Below are 16539 nucleotides of genomic sequence, written 5' to 3'. Positions count from 1 at the left end.
TAATGAGTGATGAAGTATCGGTTACTTCATGAAGAGGCCTGAGCCTCGCCCTTCCATGGCATCGCGCCAACCACCAAGCCAATGGCCCCTGGCATCCAGGCACTGGTACGGACACGCTTCTTTCTGTTTGCCGACTACGCCAGCCTGATAACCACGAGCGCGAGCTCTCTCCAGACGGTCCCGTTTCTGTCTCTTCATCATCTACGACCCTCTTCGTGGAACAAAAAAAGCGACCAGTTTTTCACCGGTCGCCTTCATCTTTACCCCAGGGGGGAGGCAGGGTCAAACAAAAATTCCATGCTATTCAGGGGTTGTGACACAAGATACTGAACTGCATTAATTTTTGATGACACTTATTTATCGCTGATAGCGACGCAGCCAGGCAAAGGGCAGCGCCAGCAGAGTCAACCAGAACAGGCTGCCACCACCGCCCTCGCCACCATCCTGACCGGTCTGGTTGTTGACCGGCGCATTGCTGACCACATAGCTGGCCGGGGCATTGCCCTGATAATCCGCCACGGCCGGCGTCAGTTTGACGGCGACCACGGTGGCGTTGGCGCGTTTGTTGAGGTCGCTCTCGCTGTCATAGCGATACGCCGTCGCGGCAATGGTGCCGTCGCTGCTGATGCCGCTGGCATAAGCGATGTGATAGTACTTGCCGTTCTGGGCACACTGCTTGTTGCCGGCGTCATCCTTGCCACAGATGAGATCGTTCAGATACCAGCTGTTGGCCGGGGCGGCCGCGTTCAGCAGGAAGGCTTCCTGCATGCGGTTGGTGCCATTGACCACCGGTTGGGTCTGATGGCGGGAGTCGCGCCAGCCAACCACCATGTTGTGCTCGTTGATGGCGGCCGCTTCCGAGCCTGCCCCCGAGACCGGCTTGTCTTGAAGAGGAAGGCTGGCCGCCGTACCCGGCTTGCTCAGGTTGAACAGGAACATCTCCACCGGGCGGTTCTGACCCTTGTTGATGCGATAGCGCTGGTTGCCGATCACGTAGCCGTTGTCGTTGACGGCCACGGCCCAGCTGTGTTGCAGCTTGGCATCGTCCTTGCCAGGCTCGCCATCCGGCAGCGGGATGATCTTGGTGGTGCCCACGGTGCCGGCAGCCGTATCCAGGGTCCAGTAGCTGGCGAGGTTGCGGCCATCCAGATCACCGGTGCCCACCTCGCCGGTAGAGCTGTAGCCCACGCCGTAGAGGGTGCCGTTGTACTTGGCCACGCCCAGTGCAGAAGCGGTTTGCAGCACCTCGTCACGCTGATGGCCATAGGTGCCGGCCTGCATCAGCTTGTTGAACCCGCCCGAGCTGTTGAGCAGCCAGAAACTCGCCTGGGTATCGACCCCGGGGCAGTAGCGGAAGTCACCGTACTGGCTGTCATTGCCCGTCTCGAAACACCACTTGTAGAAATCACCGCCCACCTTGTGGCGATACTTGTCGCTGGCCGCGGTACCGGTCACCAGATACTGACCGTTGTCCAGCTTCTTGATGGAGGTGGGTACGCTCAGGCCGTGGGTGCTGGCCGCATCCTTGAGCTCGACCGGGTTGCCGTCATTGACCACGGCAAAGGCGGTGCGCAGCTTGCCATTCATCTTGTAACCGACCCGATCCTCCGGAACATCCCCGAGGGCCGTCACCAGGCCATCGACCTCGGAGCTGGTCACGTAGCCCAGGTTGCTGCGTTGATCCACCTTGTCCAGGAAGTCGCGACGCCACTGGTAGGCAAAGCCCGAGTTGTCGCTCCAGAAGGAGTTGCAGACCGAGTTGGAGAGCATGCAACCCTGCTCGAAACGGAAACGATCCACCAGGAAGTCGGCAAACCGCACGGTGGAGAAGTATTCCGCCATGTTGTTCTTGGTGTTGAGCCCGATGAGGCCGTTGGCATCGCCGCTGATCCCGCTGGCATAGCCTTTGACTTCGTCATCGACGATGGTGAAAAAGGAGCTTTGTGCCGCCTGCGCGTTGAGGCTGGCGCCGACCAGGATGGCCAGCATGGATAATTGCTTTTTCATCTACTTCCTTAGTCTTGATGTTTCAACGCTTCCAACTCCTCCCAACGGGAGAAGGCGTGTTCCAATGCGGCCTCTGCCGCATTCAATGCATCCAGTTTGGGCTGGGTCTGCTCTGCTGGCAGGGAGAAGAAACCGGGGTGGTTAATCTCGGCCTGCAGGGCATCGAGTTCCATTTCCAACTGTTCCAGCCGGGCTGGCAGATTATCCAGCTCCAGTTGCAACTTGTAAGAGAGTTTTCGTGTTGTTTTCGCAGGCTCCGCTGCCGATGCGACAGGCTCTGCCACCTTGACCGGGGCCGGCTTGGCCGTCTGTTGGGCGGCCTGCAGGGCTCGTGTGGCCATCATGTCGGCGTAGCCCCCGACATAATCGCTGATCCGTCCATCCCCTTCAAACAGCCAGCAGCCGGTCACGGTATTGTCGATGAAACGGCGATCGTGGCTGACCAGCAGCAGGGTGCCCGGATAATCGGTGAGCAGCTCTTCCAGCAATTCCAGCGTTTCGACATCCAGGTCGTTGGTTGGTTCATCCAGAATCAACAAGTTACTGGGTTTGAGGAAGAGTTTGGCCAACAGTAGACGGTTTTTCTCGCCCCCTGACAAGGCCTTGACCGGGGTGCGCGCCCGCTTGGGCTCGAACAGGAAGTCCTGCAGGTAGCCAAGGATGTGGCGGGAGCGGCCGCGAACCATCACCTCCTGCTTGCCCTCCCCCACGTTGTCCACCACCGTCTTCTCGGGATCGAGCTGCTCACGGTATTGATCGAAGTAGGCCACTTCCAGGTTGGTCCCCTGGCGCACCGAGCCACGGCTCGCCTCGAGCTGGCCCATCAGCAGCTTGATCAGGGTCGACTTGCCGCAGCCGTTGGGGCCAACCAGAGCAATCTTGTCCCCGCGCAGCACCTGCAGATCCAGTCCCTGGAACAGGGTGCGATCACCAAAGTCCAGCCCCAGCCCCTCGGTCTCGAACATCAGCTTGCCGGAGCGGCCCGCCTCGTCCAGTTGCAGCTTGGCCTTGCCCTGCAGTTCCCGGCGCTGGGTGCGCTCCATGCGCATCGCCTTGAGGGCCCGCACCCGTCCCTCGTTGCGGGTACGACGCGCCTTGATCCCCTGGCGGACCCACACCTCTTCCTGGGCCAGCTTGCGGTCGAACTCGGCGTTTTTCAGCTCCTCGACCCGCAACCACTCCTCCTTGCCTTGCAGATATTCGTCATAGTTACCGGGCCAGGAGGTGATCACGCCGCGATCGAGATCGATGATCCGGGTCGCCAGCTTGTGGATGAACTCCCGGTCGTGGGAGATGAAGACGATGGCGCCACGAAAGTCCTTGAGGAACTCTTCCAGCCAGTTGATGGCATCGATGTCCAGATGGTTGGTCGGCTCGTCCAGCAGCAACAGGTCCGGGTCACACGCCAGGGCGCGGGCCAGAGCCACCTTGCGCAGCCAGCCGCCAGACAGACTGTCGAGCGTCACATCAGGGTCGAGATCGAGCAGGGTCAGCACCTGATTGATGCGGGTTTCGTACTGCCAGCCGTTCTGATAGTCGAGCTGCTCCTGCAACTGGCTCATGGTGCGAATGTTGGCATCGGAAGGGTCGTGCGCCAGGGCGTGGGAGACATGGTGGTACTGCTTGAGCAGCTCCCCTACCCCGGCCAGCCCTTCTGCGGCGTAATCGAACACGGTGATCTCGCTCGAGGCGGGCGGATCCTGCTCGAGGCGGGTCACTTTCAAATCTTGTTGCAACACCAGACGGCCGTCGTCCAGCGGCAGTTCGCTGGCAATCACCTTCATCAGGGTGGACTTGCCCGCCCCGTTGCGACCCACCAGACAGAGGCGCTCGCCCCGCTCTATGGTGAGCTCGGCATGGTCGAGCAGCGGAAAATCACTGAACGACAGGGACGCGCCGTGCAATGTCAAAAGAGCCATGTTTGTTCCTTATTGCTTATGAAAAAACGGGCGGCAGCGTGAATCTGCCCCCGTTTTGTCGTCAAATCCTGCTCACCCCTGTGCCAGCCAGCCTTGCAGCTCCCCCAGGGTGAAGGGCCAGCCCAGCTCCCGGCCGGCACTGTCTTGCAGCACCGGGATGCGCACCCGGTAAGCCTCGAGCCAGGCCTCCTCCTCCAGGATGTCGCAGCGGCGGGTCTGCGCGGCCATCCCGGCCTGTTCCACCAGCGTCCACGCCTGTTCGCACAGGTGGCAGCCGTCGGTGTGAAACAGGGTCAGCATCAGCCTTGTGCCTCGGCGTGGGTGATGATCCAGCAGTTGTGGATATGCTGGTTGCGCTCGAAGTCCTTGGGCCGGGTCTTGTTCGTGATGTTCTGCGCCTTGAGACCGATGGCGTCAAGGCCGGCCAAGTCCATCTTGAAGTGGCGTTTGTTGTTGGAGAAGACCAGGGTGCCGTCCGCCGCGAGCAGGCGCTTGAGGTGCTGCATCAACAGCAGGTGATCCCGCTGCACGTCGAAGCTCTCGTCCATCCGCTTGGAGTTGGAGAAGGTGGGCGGATCGATGAAGATGAGGTCGTACTGCTCGTCGGCTTCCGACAACCACTTCAGGCAGTCCGCCTGCACGAACTTGTGCTCGCGGCCCACCAGCGAGTTGAGGCGCATGTTGTCCTGGGCCCAGTTGAGGTAGGTGCGCGACATGTCCACCGTGGTGGTTTCGCGGGCGCCGCCGAGCCCCGCGTGCACGGTGGCACTGCCGGTGTAGGCGAACAGGTTCAGGAAGCGCTTGCCCCGAGCCATCTGGCCCAGCATGCGGCGGGTCTGACGGTGGTCGAGGAAGAGGCCGGTGTCCAGATAGTCGTAGAGGTTGACCCAGAGGCGTGCACCGTACTCCTGCACTTCCATCCGGTGCTGCTCTTCGGAGAGCTTCTGGTACTGCTGTTTGCCTTCCTGGCGCTCGCGCACCTTCAGGATCACCTTCTCGCCGTCCATGCCGGTCACCTTGATGGCGGCCTGCACCATGTCCAGCAGACGCTGGCGGGTTTTCTGGGCGGGAATGTCCTTGGGCGCCGCGTACTCCTGTACCACCAGATAATCCTGATAGCGGTCGATGGCGGCGTTGTATTCCGGCAAGTCCGCGTCATAGAGGCGGTAGCAATCGAGGTTCTCCTTGCTCGCCCATTTCTCGAGGGTCTTCAGATTCTTGCGCAGACGGTTGGCAAAGTCCTGGGCCACCTCTTTCTGGGAAGCGACGGCATCGAGGGCGATCTGGTAGTTGCGCAGCTGGCACTCGAGGGCGCCGTTGAACAGGCGATACTGCTTGTCGGCACGCAGGCGCAGGCAGCTCAGGAGTTCGGGAGAGGCGGAGAGAATGGTGACCTTCCACCCCTGGAAGCCGCGGCGCAGGGCATCGCCAAGGGCCTGATGCACTTCCAGCAACGCCGGGAATTCACCGAGACGCTCGCCATAGGGCGGGTTGGAGATAAGCATGCCGACCTGACGGCTCTCTCCTTCCACAGCCGGCATTGGCAGCGGATTTTCCAGCTTGGTGACATCGGCCTGCTTGAAGGTAATGAGATGATCCACGCCGGCGGCCTTGGCGTTGTCACGGGCCTTCATCAGGACCCGGGTATCCGCATCGCAACCGAACAGTTTCACCTCGCAGCGCTGCATGCCGCGCTTGGCACGTACCTGGGCTTCCATCATCAGACTCTGCCACAGTTCACCATCGTGTTGCAGCCAGCGATCGAAACCGAAGCGCTCACGGCGCAGCGCAGGCGCCATGTCGGCAGCGATGAAGGCCGCTTCAATCAGCAGGGTACCGGAGCCGCACATGGGGTCCATCATGGGCTCGCCGGCCCAGCCGCTGCGGGCAATCATGGCCGCCGCCAGGTTCTCTTTGAGGGGCGCCTCGCCGGTGCCCTGGCGATAGAAGCGCTGGTGCAGCGCCGGGCCTGACAAGTCCAGCGTGATATTGGCCTTGCCTTTGCCAAGGTGCGCCATGATGCGAATGTCCGGGGACTTCTTGTCCACATCCGGGCGCACGTGACCGCGCTTGGTGAAGCGATCGACGATGGCGTCCTTGATCTTCAGGGCACCGTACTGGGTATTGCGAATGGAGGCGTTGGTACCGGTAAAGTCCACCGCGATGGTGGCGGTACCGGAGAAGTGATCTTCCCAGGGAATGGTATGGGCCCCGAGGTAGAGGTCCAGATCGTCGTTCATCTGGAACTCGGAGAGCACAAGCACGATTCGGGAGGCAAAGCGGCTCCACAGACAGGCCTTGTAGCCGATGGCCAGTTCGCCCTTGAAGTGGACGCCGGCCACGGTCTCACGGACCTGCTCTGCACCCAGATTGGTCAGCTCGACGGCCAGCAGGTTTTCCAGCCCTTTGGGGCAGGTTGCAAAAAATTCTTTCATCACGCTCACGGGGATGCCATAAAAATAGTGCCGCATTATACCTTATCGGCCCGCGCTCGGCACTCGAACCTTGGACAAAGGCGCCATATAAACGGCAAGAGGCGCGGCAAACGCTCCCCTCCCCCTTGCGGGCGACAGGATCCCGCTCTTGGCTGGCAGTTGTCTACCATCACATTCGTAAAGAATTCGAAAATCTTGCCCGGACCAGGCAGAAAATGGTCGTGACGACCAGACGAAGGAAAAAGACAAATAATGGAACAAGAGAGAGACTGAGCGCTTAAATATCAGACCAATATAGCAGGCCTATAACGGACTTATTCGTCGCCATATAACGGCCCCGTCGTCAGCCCACTTCCCGATATTGTGTCTGTGCCCGAACTCTGGCTTGCATCCGGTTATTCATCACCTTGATCACGGCAAAGCGCGGCAGCGTCTTGCTGTTGGTCAGCACCAGCTCGTCGGTCAGGTTCAGGCAAACACTCGCCTGATCGCCGGCTTCGATGACCATGAATTCCCCCCTACCGTGGGGCGTATCCATCCACACCAGGGATCCCATATCCGGAATAACATGGGCCTGCTGTTCATGAAAGAACCAGCTTTGCGGCATCAGGGGTTTATAAAAACGGCTGACGGCGATGGCATTGAGGACCAGCTGGACCTGGTGGGGCGTACTCCAGTCGAGTTCAGCGGCCTTGTCCATCAACTGGTAATAGAGGGCGGCATCATCCACGCAAAAAGGCTGGGTGGTGAAAGAACAGGGAACAAGTTGTCGACCTTTATATTCGGTGGCAAATATCATGCGATCGGACAAATCCAGCATAAGGCGATCATCCTGAGCGTCATAATGCCACTGCCAATTGTCATTGGGTTGAATACACATGGTGGTGCCCTTATCTAAGCCGTCCCTCGACTTTATTCCATGTCGAGAATTTGAGCAACGTTAAATAAGGGCAACCGGTTATTTTTTAAATATGGGTAACGATCTCTTTGACCAGACTCGGCCCTTTATAAATAAAGCCGCTGTAAATCTGGACAAGACTGGCACCCGCTGCCAGTTTTTCCCGAGCCGCCATGGCGCTGTCGATACCACCCACACCGATAATGGGCAGGGCGCCGTCGAGGGCCTTGGCCAGGTGGCGAATAACCTCGGTGCTCTTGTGCTGGAGCGGACGACCGCTAAGCCCGCCAGCCTCTGCGGCATGGGGCATGTCATATATCATCTCCCGCTCCAGAGTGGTATTGGTGGCGATGACACCGTCAATACGGTTCTTGATCAAAGAGGCGGCTACCTGATCTATTTCATCGAGTGACAGATCCGGGGCAATTTTCACGGCCAGCGGCACATACTTTTTATATTTCTCGGCCAGCTCCTGTTGGCGCTGTTTCAATGCGGCCAGCAGTTCATCCAGTGCATCGCCATATTGCAATTGACGCAGACCCGGGGTGTTTGGCGAGGAAATATTGACCGCAATATAACCGGCGTGGTCATACACCTTGTCCATGCAGAGAAGGTAATCATCCTTGCCCTGCTCGATGGGGGTGTCCTTGTTCTTGCCGATATTGATGCCGATCACCCCCTGATATTTGGCCTCTTTCACCTTGGCCACCAGGTGATCGACTCCCTTGTTGTTGAATCCCATGCGATTGATGATCCCCTCGGCCGGGATCACCCGGAAGAGACGTGGCTTGTCATTGCCGCTCTGGGGTCTGGGGGTCACGGTACCGACCTCGATGAAACCGAACCCCATGGCGCCGAAGGCATCGATGCACTCCCCGTCTTTATCCAATCCCGCGGCCAGGCCCACCGGATTGGCAAAATTAAGCCCCATGACGGTGACGGGGCGTTTTGGCAGGGTGTTGCGGAAGAAACAATCGAGCGGTGTACCGAGAAGGCGGGGCAAATATTTGATGGAGAGATCGTGAGCCTGCTCCGGATTGAGTTTGAACAGGAAATGCCTGGCGAGTGGGTACAGCATGCTTGCTCCTTAAAAAAAGCCCCGGCAACTGGCCGGGGCTTTTGGGGTTATGCCGAGGTTCGGCAATTCAACTGGAGCAGGTTCAACTCTCGCAAGGCCACCGAGAACTTGGCGAACTCGTGGGTGCTGGTAGTCTTGAAGTCGGCCAACATATGGGTCCAACGGGACAAGAGCTGCTCATGCTCCGAAATCCAGTCGGCCAGTATGGTAGCGCATTCCCCCTGCTCTTTGCACCCTTCCAGTACCACGGAAGTGAGGCTGCGTTGCTGCCAGTCCAGATCTTCGCGGAAGGAGGCCCGCGCCATCGCCTGCCAGTGGTTGCCCACCGGCTGATGGTTGATCTGCTCGAGGAACCAGTGCAGATCCAGCTTGGCACCGAGACGGTAGTAAACGTTGGCGGCGCGCAGGATGTCGGTCTTGTGCTCCGCGGCGATCTGCGCCAGATCCAGGCAGGAGAACAGGCTGCTCATGTGGGCTACCTGACGGGCAATCTGCTCGGGTACCGCTTTGGCCACCAGGGCCGCGACCGCCTGCTGGTGCTCGGCCACTTCGCTCTCGTCCATCACCTCGTAGAGGTGCTCCGCCAGGGTCTCGAAGGCCGGGCGGAAGAAGGCGATGTTCTCGCCGATGCTCCAGCTGCGGTTGCGGGCACGCAGGAACCAGCGGGTGGCGCGGCGTACAATGCGGCGGCTGTAGAACATCAGCTCGAGCTGGGTGTTGGCATCCACCTGGTTGTCACACCCTTCGATGTCGCGCCACAGGGTATTGAGGCCGAACACCTCGCGGGCCATGGCGAAGCAGCAGGCCACTTCGGCCACCGAGGCACCGGTCTCGTCCTTCATCCGGCTGGCGAAGTTGAGCCCCATGTCGTTGACCAGCATGTTGGCCACCCGGGTCGCGATGATTTCGCCGCGCAGCGGATGCTGGGCAAGGGCCGCACCGAACTGCTGCTGCAGCTGGGTCGGGAAGCTGGTGACCAGCATGTTGGCCAGGAAGGGCTCGTCGGTCACTTCCGGGCAGTTGAGCTGCTCTTTGAGCACCATCTTGCCGTAGGCCACCAGCACCGCCAGCTCGGGACGGGTCAGCCCCTGCCCCGCCGCCATCCGCTCGGAGAGCTCCTCGTCGGTGGGGAGGAACTCGAGGCCGCGGTCCAGCTTGCCTTCCCGCTCCAGCCCCTGGATGAAGCGCTGCTGCTCTTTGAGCTGCTCGGCGCCACGGAACGCCGTGACCGAGATGGACTGGGACTGGCGATAGGCGTTGGTGATGACCACCTGCGCCACCGCATCCGTCATCTCGTAGAGCATCTGGTTGCGCTGCTTGAGGGTCAGATCCCCGGCGGCCACCAGCTGGTTCAGCAGGATCTTGATGTTCACCTCGTTGTCGGAGCAGTCCACGCCGCCCACGTTGTCGGTGAAGTCGGTGTTGATGCGACCACCCTGGCTCGCGTACTCCACCCGGCCGAGCTGGGTGAAGCCCAGGTTGCCACCCTCGCCCACGATGCGGGCACGCAGATCGCGACCGTTGACTCGCAGCACGTCGTTGCTGCGATCCCCGACGTCGGCGTCGCTCTCGCGGGCACTCTTCACATAAGTGCCGATGCCGCCGTTCCAGAGCAGGTCCACGTTCAGACAGAGCAGGGCCTTGATCAGCTCGTTCGGCGCCATGCTGGCCTTGTCAGTGCCGAGCAGGGTCTGCATCTCGGGGCTCAGCTTGATGGACTTGGCCGAGCGCAGGAAGATGCCGCCCCCCTTGGAGATGAGCTCACGGTTGTAGTCATCCCAGCTCGAGCCCGGCAGCTCGAACAGGCGCTTGCGCTCGACGAAGCTCCTGGCCGCATCCGGGGTCGGGTCGACGAAGATGTGCATGTGGTTGAAGGCGCCCACCAGCTGGATGTGCTCGGAGAGCAGCATGCCGTTGCCGAACACGTCGCCGGCCATGTCCCCAATACCCACGCAGGTGAAGTCGGTGGTCTGGCAGTTGATGCCAATCTCACGGAAGTGGCGCTTGACCGATTCCCAGGCGCCGCGGGCGGTGATGCCCATCTTTTTGTGGTCATAGCCCACCGAGCCGCCGGAGGCAAACGCATCGCCGAGCCAGTGGCCGTATTCGAGGCTTATCTCGTTGGCGATGTCGGAGAAGGTGGCGGTGCCCTTGTCGGCCGCCACTACCAGGTAGTAGTCATCCTCGTCGTGACGCACCACGGATTTTGGCGGGATCACCTCGCCGCCGATGATGTTGTCGGTCACATCGAGCAGGCCGCGGATGAACAGACGGTAGCAGGCCTTGCCCTCCTCCTGGATGACGGCACGGGGGGCGCCTGCCGGCATCTGCTTGCAATAGAAGCCGCCCTTGGCGCCCACCGGCACAATGACGGTGTTCTTCACCTGCTGGGCTTTCACCAGACCCAGCACTTCGGTGCGGAAGTCCTCCTTGCGATCGGACCAGCGCAGGCCGCCACGGGCCACCTTGCCCCAGCGCAGGTGTACCCCTTCCACTCGCGGGGAGTAGACGAAGATCTCGAACTTCGGCAGCGGCAGCGGCATGTCGGTGATGCTGGAGGGGGCCAGCTTGAAGGAGATGTAGGGCTTGATGTTGCCCGCCTTGTCCAGCTGGTAGTAGTTGGTGCGCAGGGTGGCGTCGATCATCTCCACATAGCGGCGAATGATGCGATCGTCATCCAGGTTGGCGACCTGATCCAGCTTGGCGGCGAGCTGCTCATGCAGCTTGGCGGATGCCTTGGCATCTTGCGATGGCACCTTGGCGTCCTGCTTGCCGGCCGGATCCAGACGCTGTTCGAACAGAGTGAACAGCAGCTCTGCGATATCCGGATAACGGGTCAGGGTCTCCTCGATATAGGACTGACTGAAGGAGACGCCGGTCTGGCGCATGTATTTGGCATAGGCCCGCAGCACGGATACCTGACGACCGGTGAGGCCGGCCCCCAGCACCAGACGGTTGAAGCCGTCATCTTCCAGGGTCTTGTTCCAGATGGCGGCGAAGGCCTGCTGGAAGCGCTGCTGGCTCTGCTCCAGATCGAACGGTTGCTCGCCCCGCAGCAGCATGGAGAAATCGAGGATCCAGAACACCTCGCCGGTGGGGGTCCGTACCTGATACGGGGTCTCGCCGATGACGCGCAGTCCCATGTTTTCCAGCATGGGCAGGACGTCGGAGAGGTGGATGGGTTCGCTTCGGTGGAACAGCTTGAGGCGTACCCGGCGATCGTTCTCCTCCTCCTGGGCGCGGTAGAACAGCATGCCAAGCGGCTCGGCCTCGCTCAATCCATCCAGGGCCATGATGTCCGCGACGGCAGAGCCCGGCAGCACATCTTCCTTGTAGGCACGGGGGAAGGCGGTGCTGAAACGGCGGCGCAGCTCGTTACCGCGGGCCTCGCCATAGTGGGAAAGCAGCACGGAATCCAGGCGGTCATCCCAGCTGCGGGCCGCTTCAATCAGGTTGTTCTGTACTTCGTTCACATCCACATCCACGTTGTTGTTGTTGACCCGCACTATGTAGTGGGTCCGTGCCAGCACGCCCTCGGTGAAGTAGACGTTGAACTCCACATCGATGCTGCTGCCAAAATATTTCTGCAAAATCTGCTGGGTCTTGACCCGCAGCGCCGTGTTGTAGCGCTCCTTGGTGACATAGACCATGCAGGAGAAGAAGCGGCCGTAGACGTCGCGGCGCACGAACAGGCGCAGCATGTCCCGCTCCTGCATCTCCAGCACGCCGAGACCGGTGGCCAGCAGCTCCTCTTCACGGGCCTGGATCAGCTCGTCGCGCGGGTAGGTTTCCAGCACGTTCAGCAGCGCCTTGTAGGCATGAGAGCCCGATTCAAAGCCGGAGGCGGCCATGATGCGCTCGAGGCGGTGGCTGATGAGGGGGATCTGGGTCGCACTGGTGTTGTAGATGGAGGAGGCATACAGGCCGATGAAGCGATCCTCTCCCACCACCTTGCCGTGCTCGTCGAAGCGCTTGATGCCGATGTAATCCACATAGGCCGGACGATGCACCCGGGACTTGCTGTTGGACTTGGTGAGGATCAGCAAGTCGGAACTGAGGGCCGCGTGACGGGCGCTGGCGGGCATGGTGCCGAGGCGCTGGCCTTCGTCCTTGATGGAGTTCTTCATCAGCCCCAGGCTGGACTCGGGCTGCGGCAGGATCTCGTGATCCCCCTCCACCGCCTTGACGTCGTAGCGACGATAACCCATCAGGGTGAAGTTGTGGGCGGCCACCCATTTGAGGAAGGCGACGCAGGAGTCCACCTCGGCCTGGCTGACCGGGTTCTTGCGTTTGGGCAGCTCCTCGATGATCTCGTTCAGGCGCGTCAGCATGGGCTGCCAGTCTCCCACCGCCAGGGCCACTTCCCGCGCCACCGAGTTGAGCTCGGCAGTCAGGGCGTCCATCTCCTCTTCACCGGTCAGGTGATCGATTTCGATGAGGAAGGCGGTTTCCACCGAGGTCTGCTCTGCGGTGTTGTCCAGATCCAGGATGGCGCCAATCTTGCCGCCTTCGCCGCGGATCAGGTGCAGCGGCTGGTGCAGCATCATGTGGGCGGTGATATTGAGACGCTTGAGGGCCATGCGGATGGAGTCCACCAGGAAGGGGGAATCCTGCAGGATGATCTCGACGATGGTATGGGGAGACTGCCATCCGTGGCGGGTCAGCTCGGGGTTGTAGACCCGGATATAGGGCTCGATGCCGGTACGGTGGTTGAGGGCATTCCACAGACTGAGGGCGGCGCCATAGAGATCGCTGTCATTGCGGTCATGCAGATCAGTGCTGGCCATGTTGCCGTAGAACTTGGCAACGAAACATTCGACCAGGGAGGCACTGTTTTTCGGCAATTTCTGGTGGATCAGACTGAGAACGTTTTCGAGCAGAACGGAGGTAGGGGCGTCTTTCAATGCCATTGCTAGTTTCCTTATCGGACGACATCACAGACACGGCGACATCCACCCAGGATGCCCACCGGTACAGAGTTGCAGCGAAGTGTAATGGCTTGGATCAAGGAAGGCGAGCAAAGGTGATAACGGGATGTTAAAAACAAGGGACAGATCACGGCTTGGGTTGTGATAAATTTTGCCAAGTTGGCAAAATTCAGAAAATCCCACTGGATGCCGCGCCATTTGCCGGATAGATAGTGACTTAAAGCAGATAATTACCCGGATTGATGTTCAAGTTTTGTTAATTTATGCGTTCCAGGGAAATGAAGCGATGATCGTCCTGGGTTTTCAGTCGAAAGTAGCCGTGAACGCCGCTCTCCGACACAAAACGCCGGATTTTCTCCAATCCCAGCTCCAGGGTCAGACCCTGCTCGGTACGTACCACCAGGCGGTTCACCTGCCCCTGGTACATCAACATGATCTCGTCGCGGCCAAGGGAGAGCCGAAAAGTGTATTGCCTCATGTCACCTCCTGGTCATCCATGAAAAACGGGCAGGAAAGCCAGGCTCCCCTGCCCGCCGTCGCGGCGCTTACTGTGCCAGCGCCTTGCTCACCTTCTCGAACAGATCCCGCGCCAGCCCGTCCAGGTTGGCCAGGCGGGTCAGCTCGGCGCGAACCAGCGCCTTGCGCCCCTCATCGAGCCGCTTGAACTGGATAAGCGGGGTGATGAGGCGGGACGCCACCTGGGGATTGACCTCGTTGAGCTCGATCAAGAGATCGGTCAGGAAGCGATAGCCGCTGCCATCGGCGGCGTGGAACTGCACCTGGTTGTTCATGGCGAAGCTGCCGATGAGCGCCCGCAGCCGGTTCGGGTTGCGGATGCTGAAGGTCGGGTGCGCCATCGCCTGCTTCACGTCATGGAGCACATCCTTGGCCGGCTTGGCCCCCACCAACCGCAGCCAGTTGTCCAGTACCAGGCCATCATGGGCCCATTTGCCTTCGAAGTCGGCCAAGAGCGCGGCGCGGCACGGCAGCAGATGGCTGTTGGCCACCTGGAGCGCCGCCAGGGTGTCGGTCATGTTGTCGGCAGCCTCGTACTGCTCGCGCACCAGGGTATCGGCCTTCGCGGCATCCAGCGCCGCCAGATAACCCAGCACCACACCCTTGAGGGCCCGCTTGGCCATGTCGGCATGGACCACCTGATAAGCCGGCAGACGCAGGCTCTCGTAGCACGCCAGCAGGCGGTCGCCGAAGGCGTGGGCCAATGCGGTCTGGATCCCGTTGCGCACCTGGTGGATGGCGTCGATGTCGGCCACCTCGAACAGCTCGGCCAGGGTCGCCTCCCCCGGCAGGGCCAGGATCTCTGCCTTGAGGGCGGGATCCAGTGCAGCCTCGTCCAGAATGGCGACAAAGGCCGCCAGCAGGGTGTGGGAGAGTTCAACCCCCTGCCCGTGCTGGACCCGGGCCACCCCGTCGATCACCGCCTTGTTGATCAGCATCTGGGCGGCGTCCCAGCGGGCAAACTCGTTGCGGGCATGACGCATCAGGAAGGCCAGGGCCTCGTCGCTGTAGTCATAGTGCAGCTTGACCGGGGCGGAGAAGTCTCGCAGCAGGGAGGGTATCGGTCTGACCGGCACTCGATCGAATTCGAACGTCTGCTGTGCTTCCAGCACGTCCAGCACATTGCCGATGGCCTTGCCCTGGTATTGCAGCGGGATGACGGCACCCTGTGCATCGTAGAGCTCGATGTCGAGGGGGATATGCAGCGGCAGCTTTTGTGGCTGATCCTGGGTCGGCGGCGTGTGCTGGCTCACGTGCAGACGATAGACACCGCTTTCGGCATCGTATTCGTCGGTCACGGTGAGCTCGGGGGTGCCGGACTGGCTGTACCAGCGGCGGAAGCGAGCGAGATCCACCCCGGAGGCATCCTCCATCGCCTGCACGAAGTCGTCGCAGGTGGCAGCAGAGCCGTCGTGACGCTCGAAGTAGAGTCGCATACCCGCCTGGAAGGCGTCCTCCCCCAGCAGGGTGTGCATCATGCGGATCACTTCAGAGCCCTTCTCGTAGACGGTCAGGGTGTAGAAGTTGTTCATCTCGATCACCACATCCGGGCGGATGGGGTGGGCCATGGGGCCGGCATCTTCGGCAAACTGCGGACCGCGCACGGTGCGCACGTTGTTGATGCGGTTGACGCCGCGCGACCCCAGATCGGAGGAGAACTCCTGATCCCGGAACACCGTCAGTCCCTCTTTGAGGCTTAACTGGAACCAGTCGCGGCAGGTGACGCGGTTGCCGGTCCAGTTGTGGAAATATTCGTGGCCGATCACCCGCTCGATGCCGTGGTAGTCCGCATCGGTGGCAGTGGCCGGGTTGGCCAGCACGAACTTGGAGTTGAAGATGTTGAGCCCCTTGTTCTCCATGGCCCCCATGTTGAAGAAGTCCACCGCCACGATCATGTAGATGTCGAGGTCATACTCGAGGCCGAAACGCTGCTCGTCCCAGCGCATGGAGTTGATGAGGCTCTCCATGGCGAAACCGGCGCGGTCCAGGTTGCCCTTGTCCACGAAGATCTCGAGCGCCACCTGGCGGCCGCTTTTGGTAATGAAGTGGTTGCGTTCCACATCGAAGTCCCCCGCCACCAAGGCGAAGAGGTAGCTCGGTTTGGGGAAGGGATCCTGCCACTGCACGAAGTGGCGACCGTCGTCCAGATCGCCGCTCGCGACCTTGTTGCCGTTGGAGAGCAGATAGGGGTACTTGGCCTTGTCGGCGGTGATGCGGGTACTGTAACGGGCCAGGATGTCCGGCCTGTCCATGTAATAGGTGATACGACGAAAGCCCTCGGCCTCGCACTGGGTGCAATAGGCATCGCCGGATTTGTAGAGCCCCTCCAGCGCCGTGTTGGCGGCGGGATCGATGTCGGTGACCACGGTCAGCACGCACTCGGCCGGCAGGTTGAACAGGGTCAGGCTGCTCTCTCCCTGCTCGTATTGCTGATAGGGCACGCCATCCACAATGACGCTGACAAGGTCAAGCCCCTCGCCGTCCAGCACCAGGGGTTCGTTGTGATCGCCGCTGCGACGCAAACGGGAAATGGCGGTGACCCGGGTCAGGGGCTCTTGCAGCTGAAAATCGAGATCCAGGCTGTCACACCAATAGAGGGGAGCCTGGTAATCCTGGCGATATTTGGCCGTCATGGCCTGAGGTTGTTCAGTCATTATTGTGTGCTTCCACGCTTTGTTATTGACGTGTCAGAGGCTGTCACAAGGCTCGGACAGGGTCAAATAGTTTGCATTCAGGCAAAAGAAAGGGCGACCCGAGT

At 60.6% G+C, this 16539-nt stretch carries 10 protein-coding genes; all 10 read right to left on the bottom strand.

The features are described 5' to 3' along the window. Nucleotides 1–21: 21 nt before the first annotated feature. The 10 genes from rmf to pepN all read right to left on the bottom strand — a co-directional run bounded on the left by rmf (nt 22) and on the right by pepN (nt 16435). On the bottom strand, nt 22–198 hold the full coding sequence (gene rmf, locus J9893_RS04225; protein WP_010674759.1) for a ribosome modulation factor: 177 nt from the start codon (nt 196–198) through the stop codon (nt 22–24). Nucleotides 199–357: 159 nt separating this feature from the next. Next, nucleotides 358–2007 carry a DUF3466 family protein gene (locus J9893_RS04220; protein WP_010674760.1) on the bottom strand — a complete coding sequence of 550 codons (1650 nt, stop codon included), beginning with the start codon at nt 2005–2007 and terminating at the stop codon, nt 358–360. 8 nt (nt 2008–2015) lie between these two features. Beyond that, nucleotides 2016–3926 (bottom strand): ABC transporter ATP-binding protein, encoded by a 1911-nt coding sequence (locus J9893_RS04215; protein ID WP_128295909.1) that lies wholly within the window; start codon nt 3924–3926, stop codon nt 2016–2018. A 72-nt stretch (nt 3927–3998) separates the two neighbouring features. Then, complete coding sequence (locus J9893_RS04210) at nt 3999–4226, bottom strand: glutaredoxin family protein (RefSeq protein ID WP_010674762.1); 228 nt, start codon at nt 4224–4226, stop codon at nt 3999–4001. Then, complete coding sequence (gene rlmKL / locus J9893_RS04205) at nt 4226–6397, bottom strand: bifunctional 23S rRNA (guanine(2069)-N(7))-methyltransferase RlmK/23S rRNA (guanine(2445)-N(2))-methyltransferase RlmL (protein WP_010674763.1); 2172 nt, start codon at nt 6395–6397, stop codon at nt 4226–4228. Before rlmKL ends, J9893_RS04210 begins: the two co-directional genes overlap by 1 nt. A 307-nt stretch (nt 6398–6704) precedes the next feature. Continuing rightward, complete coding sequence (locus tag J9893_RS04200; RefSeq protein WP_029314546.1) at nt 6705–7241, bottom strand: cell division protein ZapC; 537 nt, start codon at nt 7239–7241, stop codon at nt 6705–6707. Nucleotides 7242–7326: 85 nt separating this feature from the next. Continuing rightward, entirely contained in the window at nt 7327–8337 is a 1011-nt protein-coding gene (gene pyrD / locus J9893_RS04195) for a quinone-dependent dihydroorotate dehydrogenase (RefSeq protein ID WP_010674765.1), read from the bottom strand. Between the two features lie 47 nt (nt 8338–8384). Beyond that, complete coding sequence (locus J9893_RS04190) at nt 8385–13247, bottom strand: NAD-glutamate dehydrogenase (protein ID WP_124814390.1); 4863 nt, start codon at nt 13245–13247, stop codon at nt 8385–8387. 274 nt (nt 13248–13521) lie between these two features. Then, a complete protein-coding gene (locus tag J9893_RS04185) occupies nt 13522–13743 on the bottom strand; it encodes a DUF2835 family protein (RefSeq protein WP_010674767.1) in 222 nt (73 codons plus the stop codon). Between the two features lie 67 nt (nt 13744–13810). Next, nucleotides 13811–16435 carry an aminopeptidase N gene (gene pepN, locus J9893_RS04180; RefSeq protein ID WP_010674768.1) on the bottom strand — a complete coding sequence of 875 codons (2625 nt, stop codon included), beginning with the start codon at nt 16433–16435 and terminating at the stop codon, nt 13811–13813. Nucleotides 16436–16539: the final 104 nt, after the last annotated feature.

The sequence above is a fragment of the Aeromonas sp. MaB10011B genome (assembly GCF_017939325.1).
In the GTDB taxonomy this organism is placed as follows: domain Bacteria; phylum Pseudomonadota; class Gammaproteobacteria; order Enterobacterales; family Aeromonadaceae; genus Aeromonas; species Aeromonas caviae.
The sequence above is the reverse complement of the archived record's forward strand: the minus strand, read 5'-3'. Positions and strand labels throughout refer to the sequence as shown.

Coding starts and splice junctions, on each gene's coding strand:
- pyrD (WP_010674765.1), bottom strand. CDS start 8,337: ATGCTGTACCCACTCGCCAGGCATTTCCTGTTCAAACTCAATCCGGAG.
- J9893_RS04215 (WP_128295909.1), bottom strand. CDS start 3,926: ATGGCTCTTTTGACATTGCACGGCGCGTCCCTGTCGTTCAGTGATTTT.
- J9893_RS04185 (WP_010674767.1), bottom strand. CDS start 13,743: ATGAGGCAATACACTTTTCGGCTCTCCCTTGGCCGCGACGAGATCATG.
- J9893_RS04200 (WP_029314546.1), bottom strand. CDS start 7,241: ATGTGTATTCAACCCAATGACAATTGGCAGTGGCATTATGACGCTCAG.
- rlmKL (WP_010674763.1), bottom strand. CDS start 6,397: ATGCGGCACTATTTTTATGGCATCCCCGTGAGCGTGATGAAAGAATTT.
- J9893_RS04190 (WP_124814390.1), bottom strand. CDS start 13,247: ATGGCATTGAAAGACGCCCCTACCTCCGTTCTGCTCGAAAACGTTCTC.
- J9893_RS04220 (WP_010674760.1), bottom strand. CDS start 2,007: ATGAAAAAGCAATTATCCATGCTGGCCATCCTGGTCGGCGCCAGCCTC.
- J9893_RS04210 (WP_010674762.1), bottom strand. CDS start 4,226: ATGCTGACCCTGTTTCACACCGACGGCTGCCACCTGTGCGAACAGGCG.
- pepN (WP_010674768.1), bottom strand. CDS start 16,435: ATGACTGAACAACCTCAGGCCATGACGGCCAAATATCGCCAGGATTAC.
- rmf (WP_010674759.1), bottom strand. CDS start 198: ATGAAGAGACAGAAACGGGACCGTCTGGAGAGAGCTCGCGCTCGTGGT.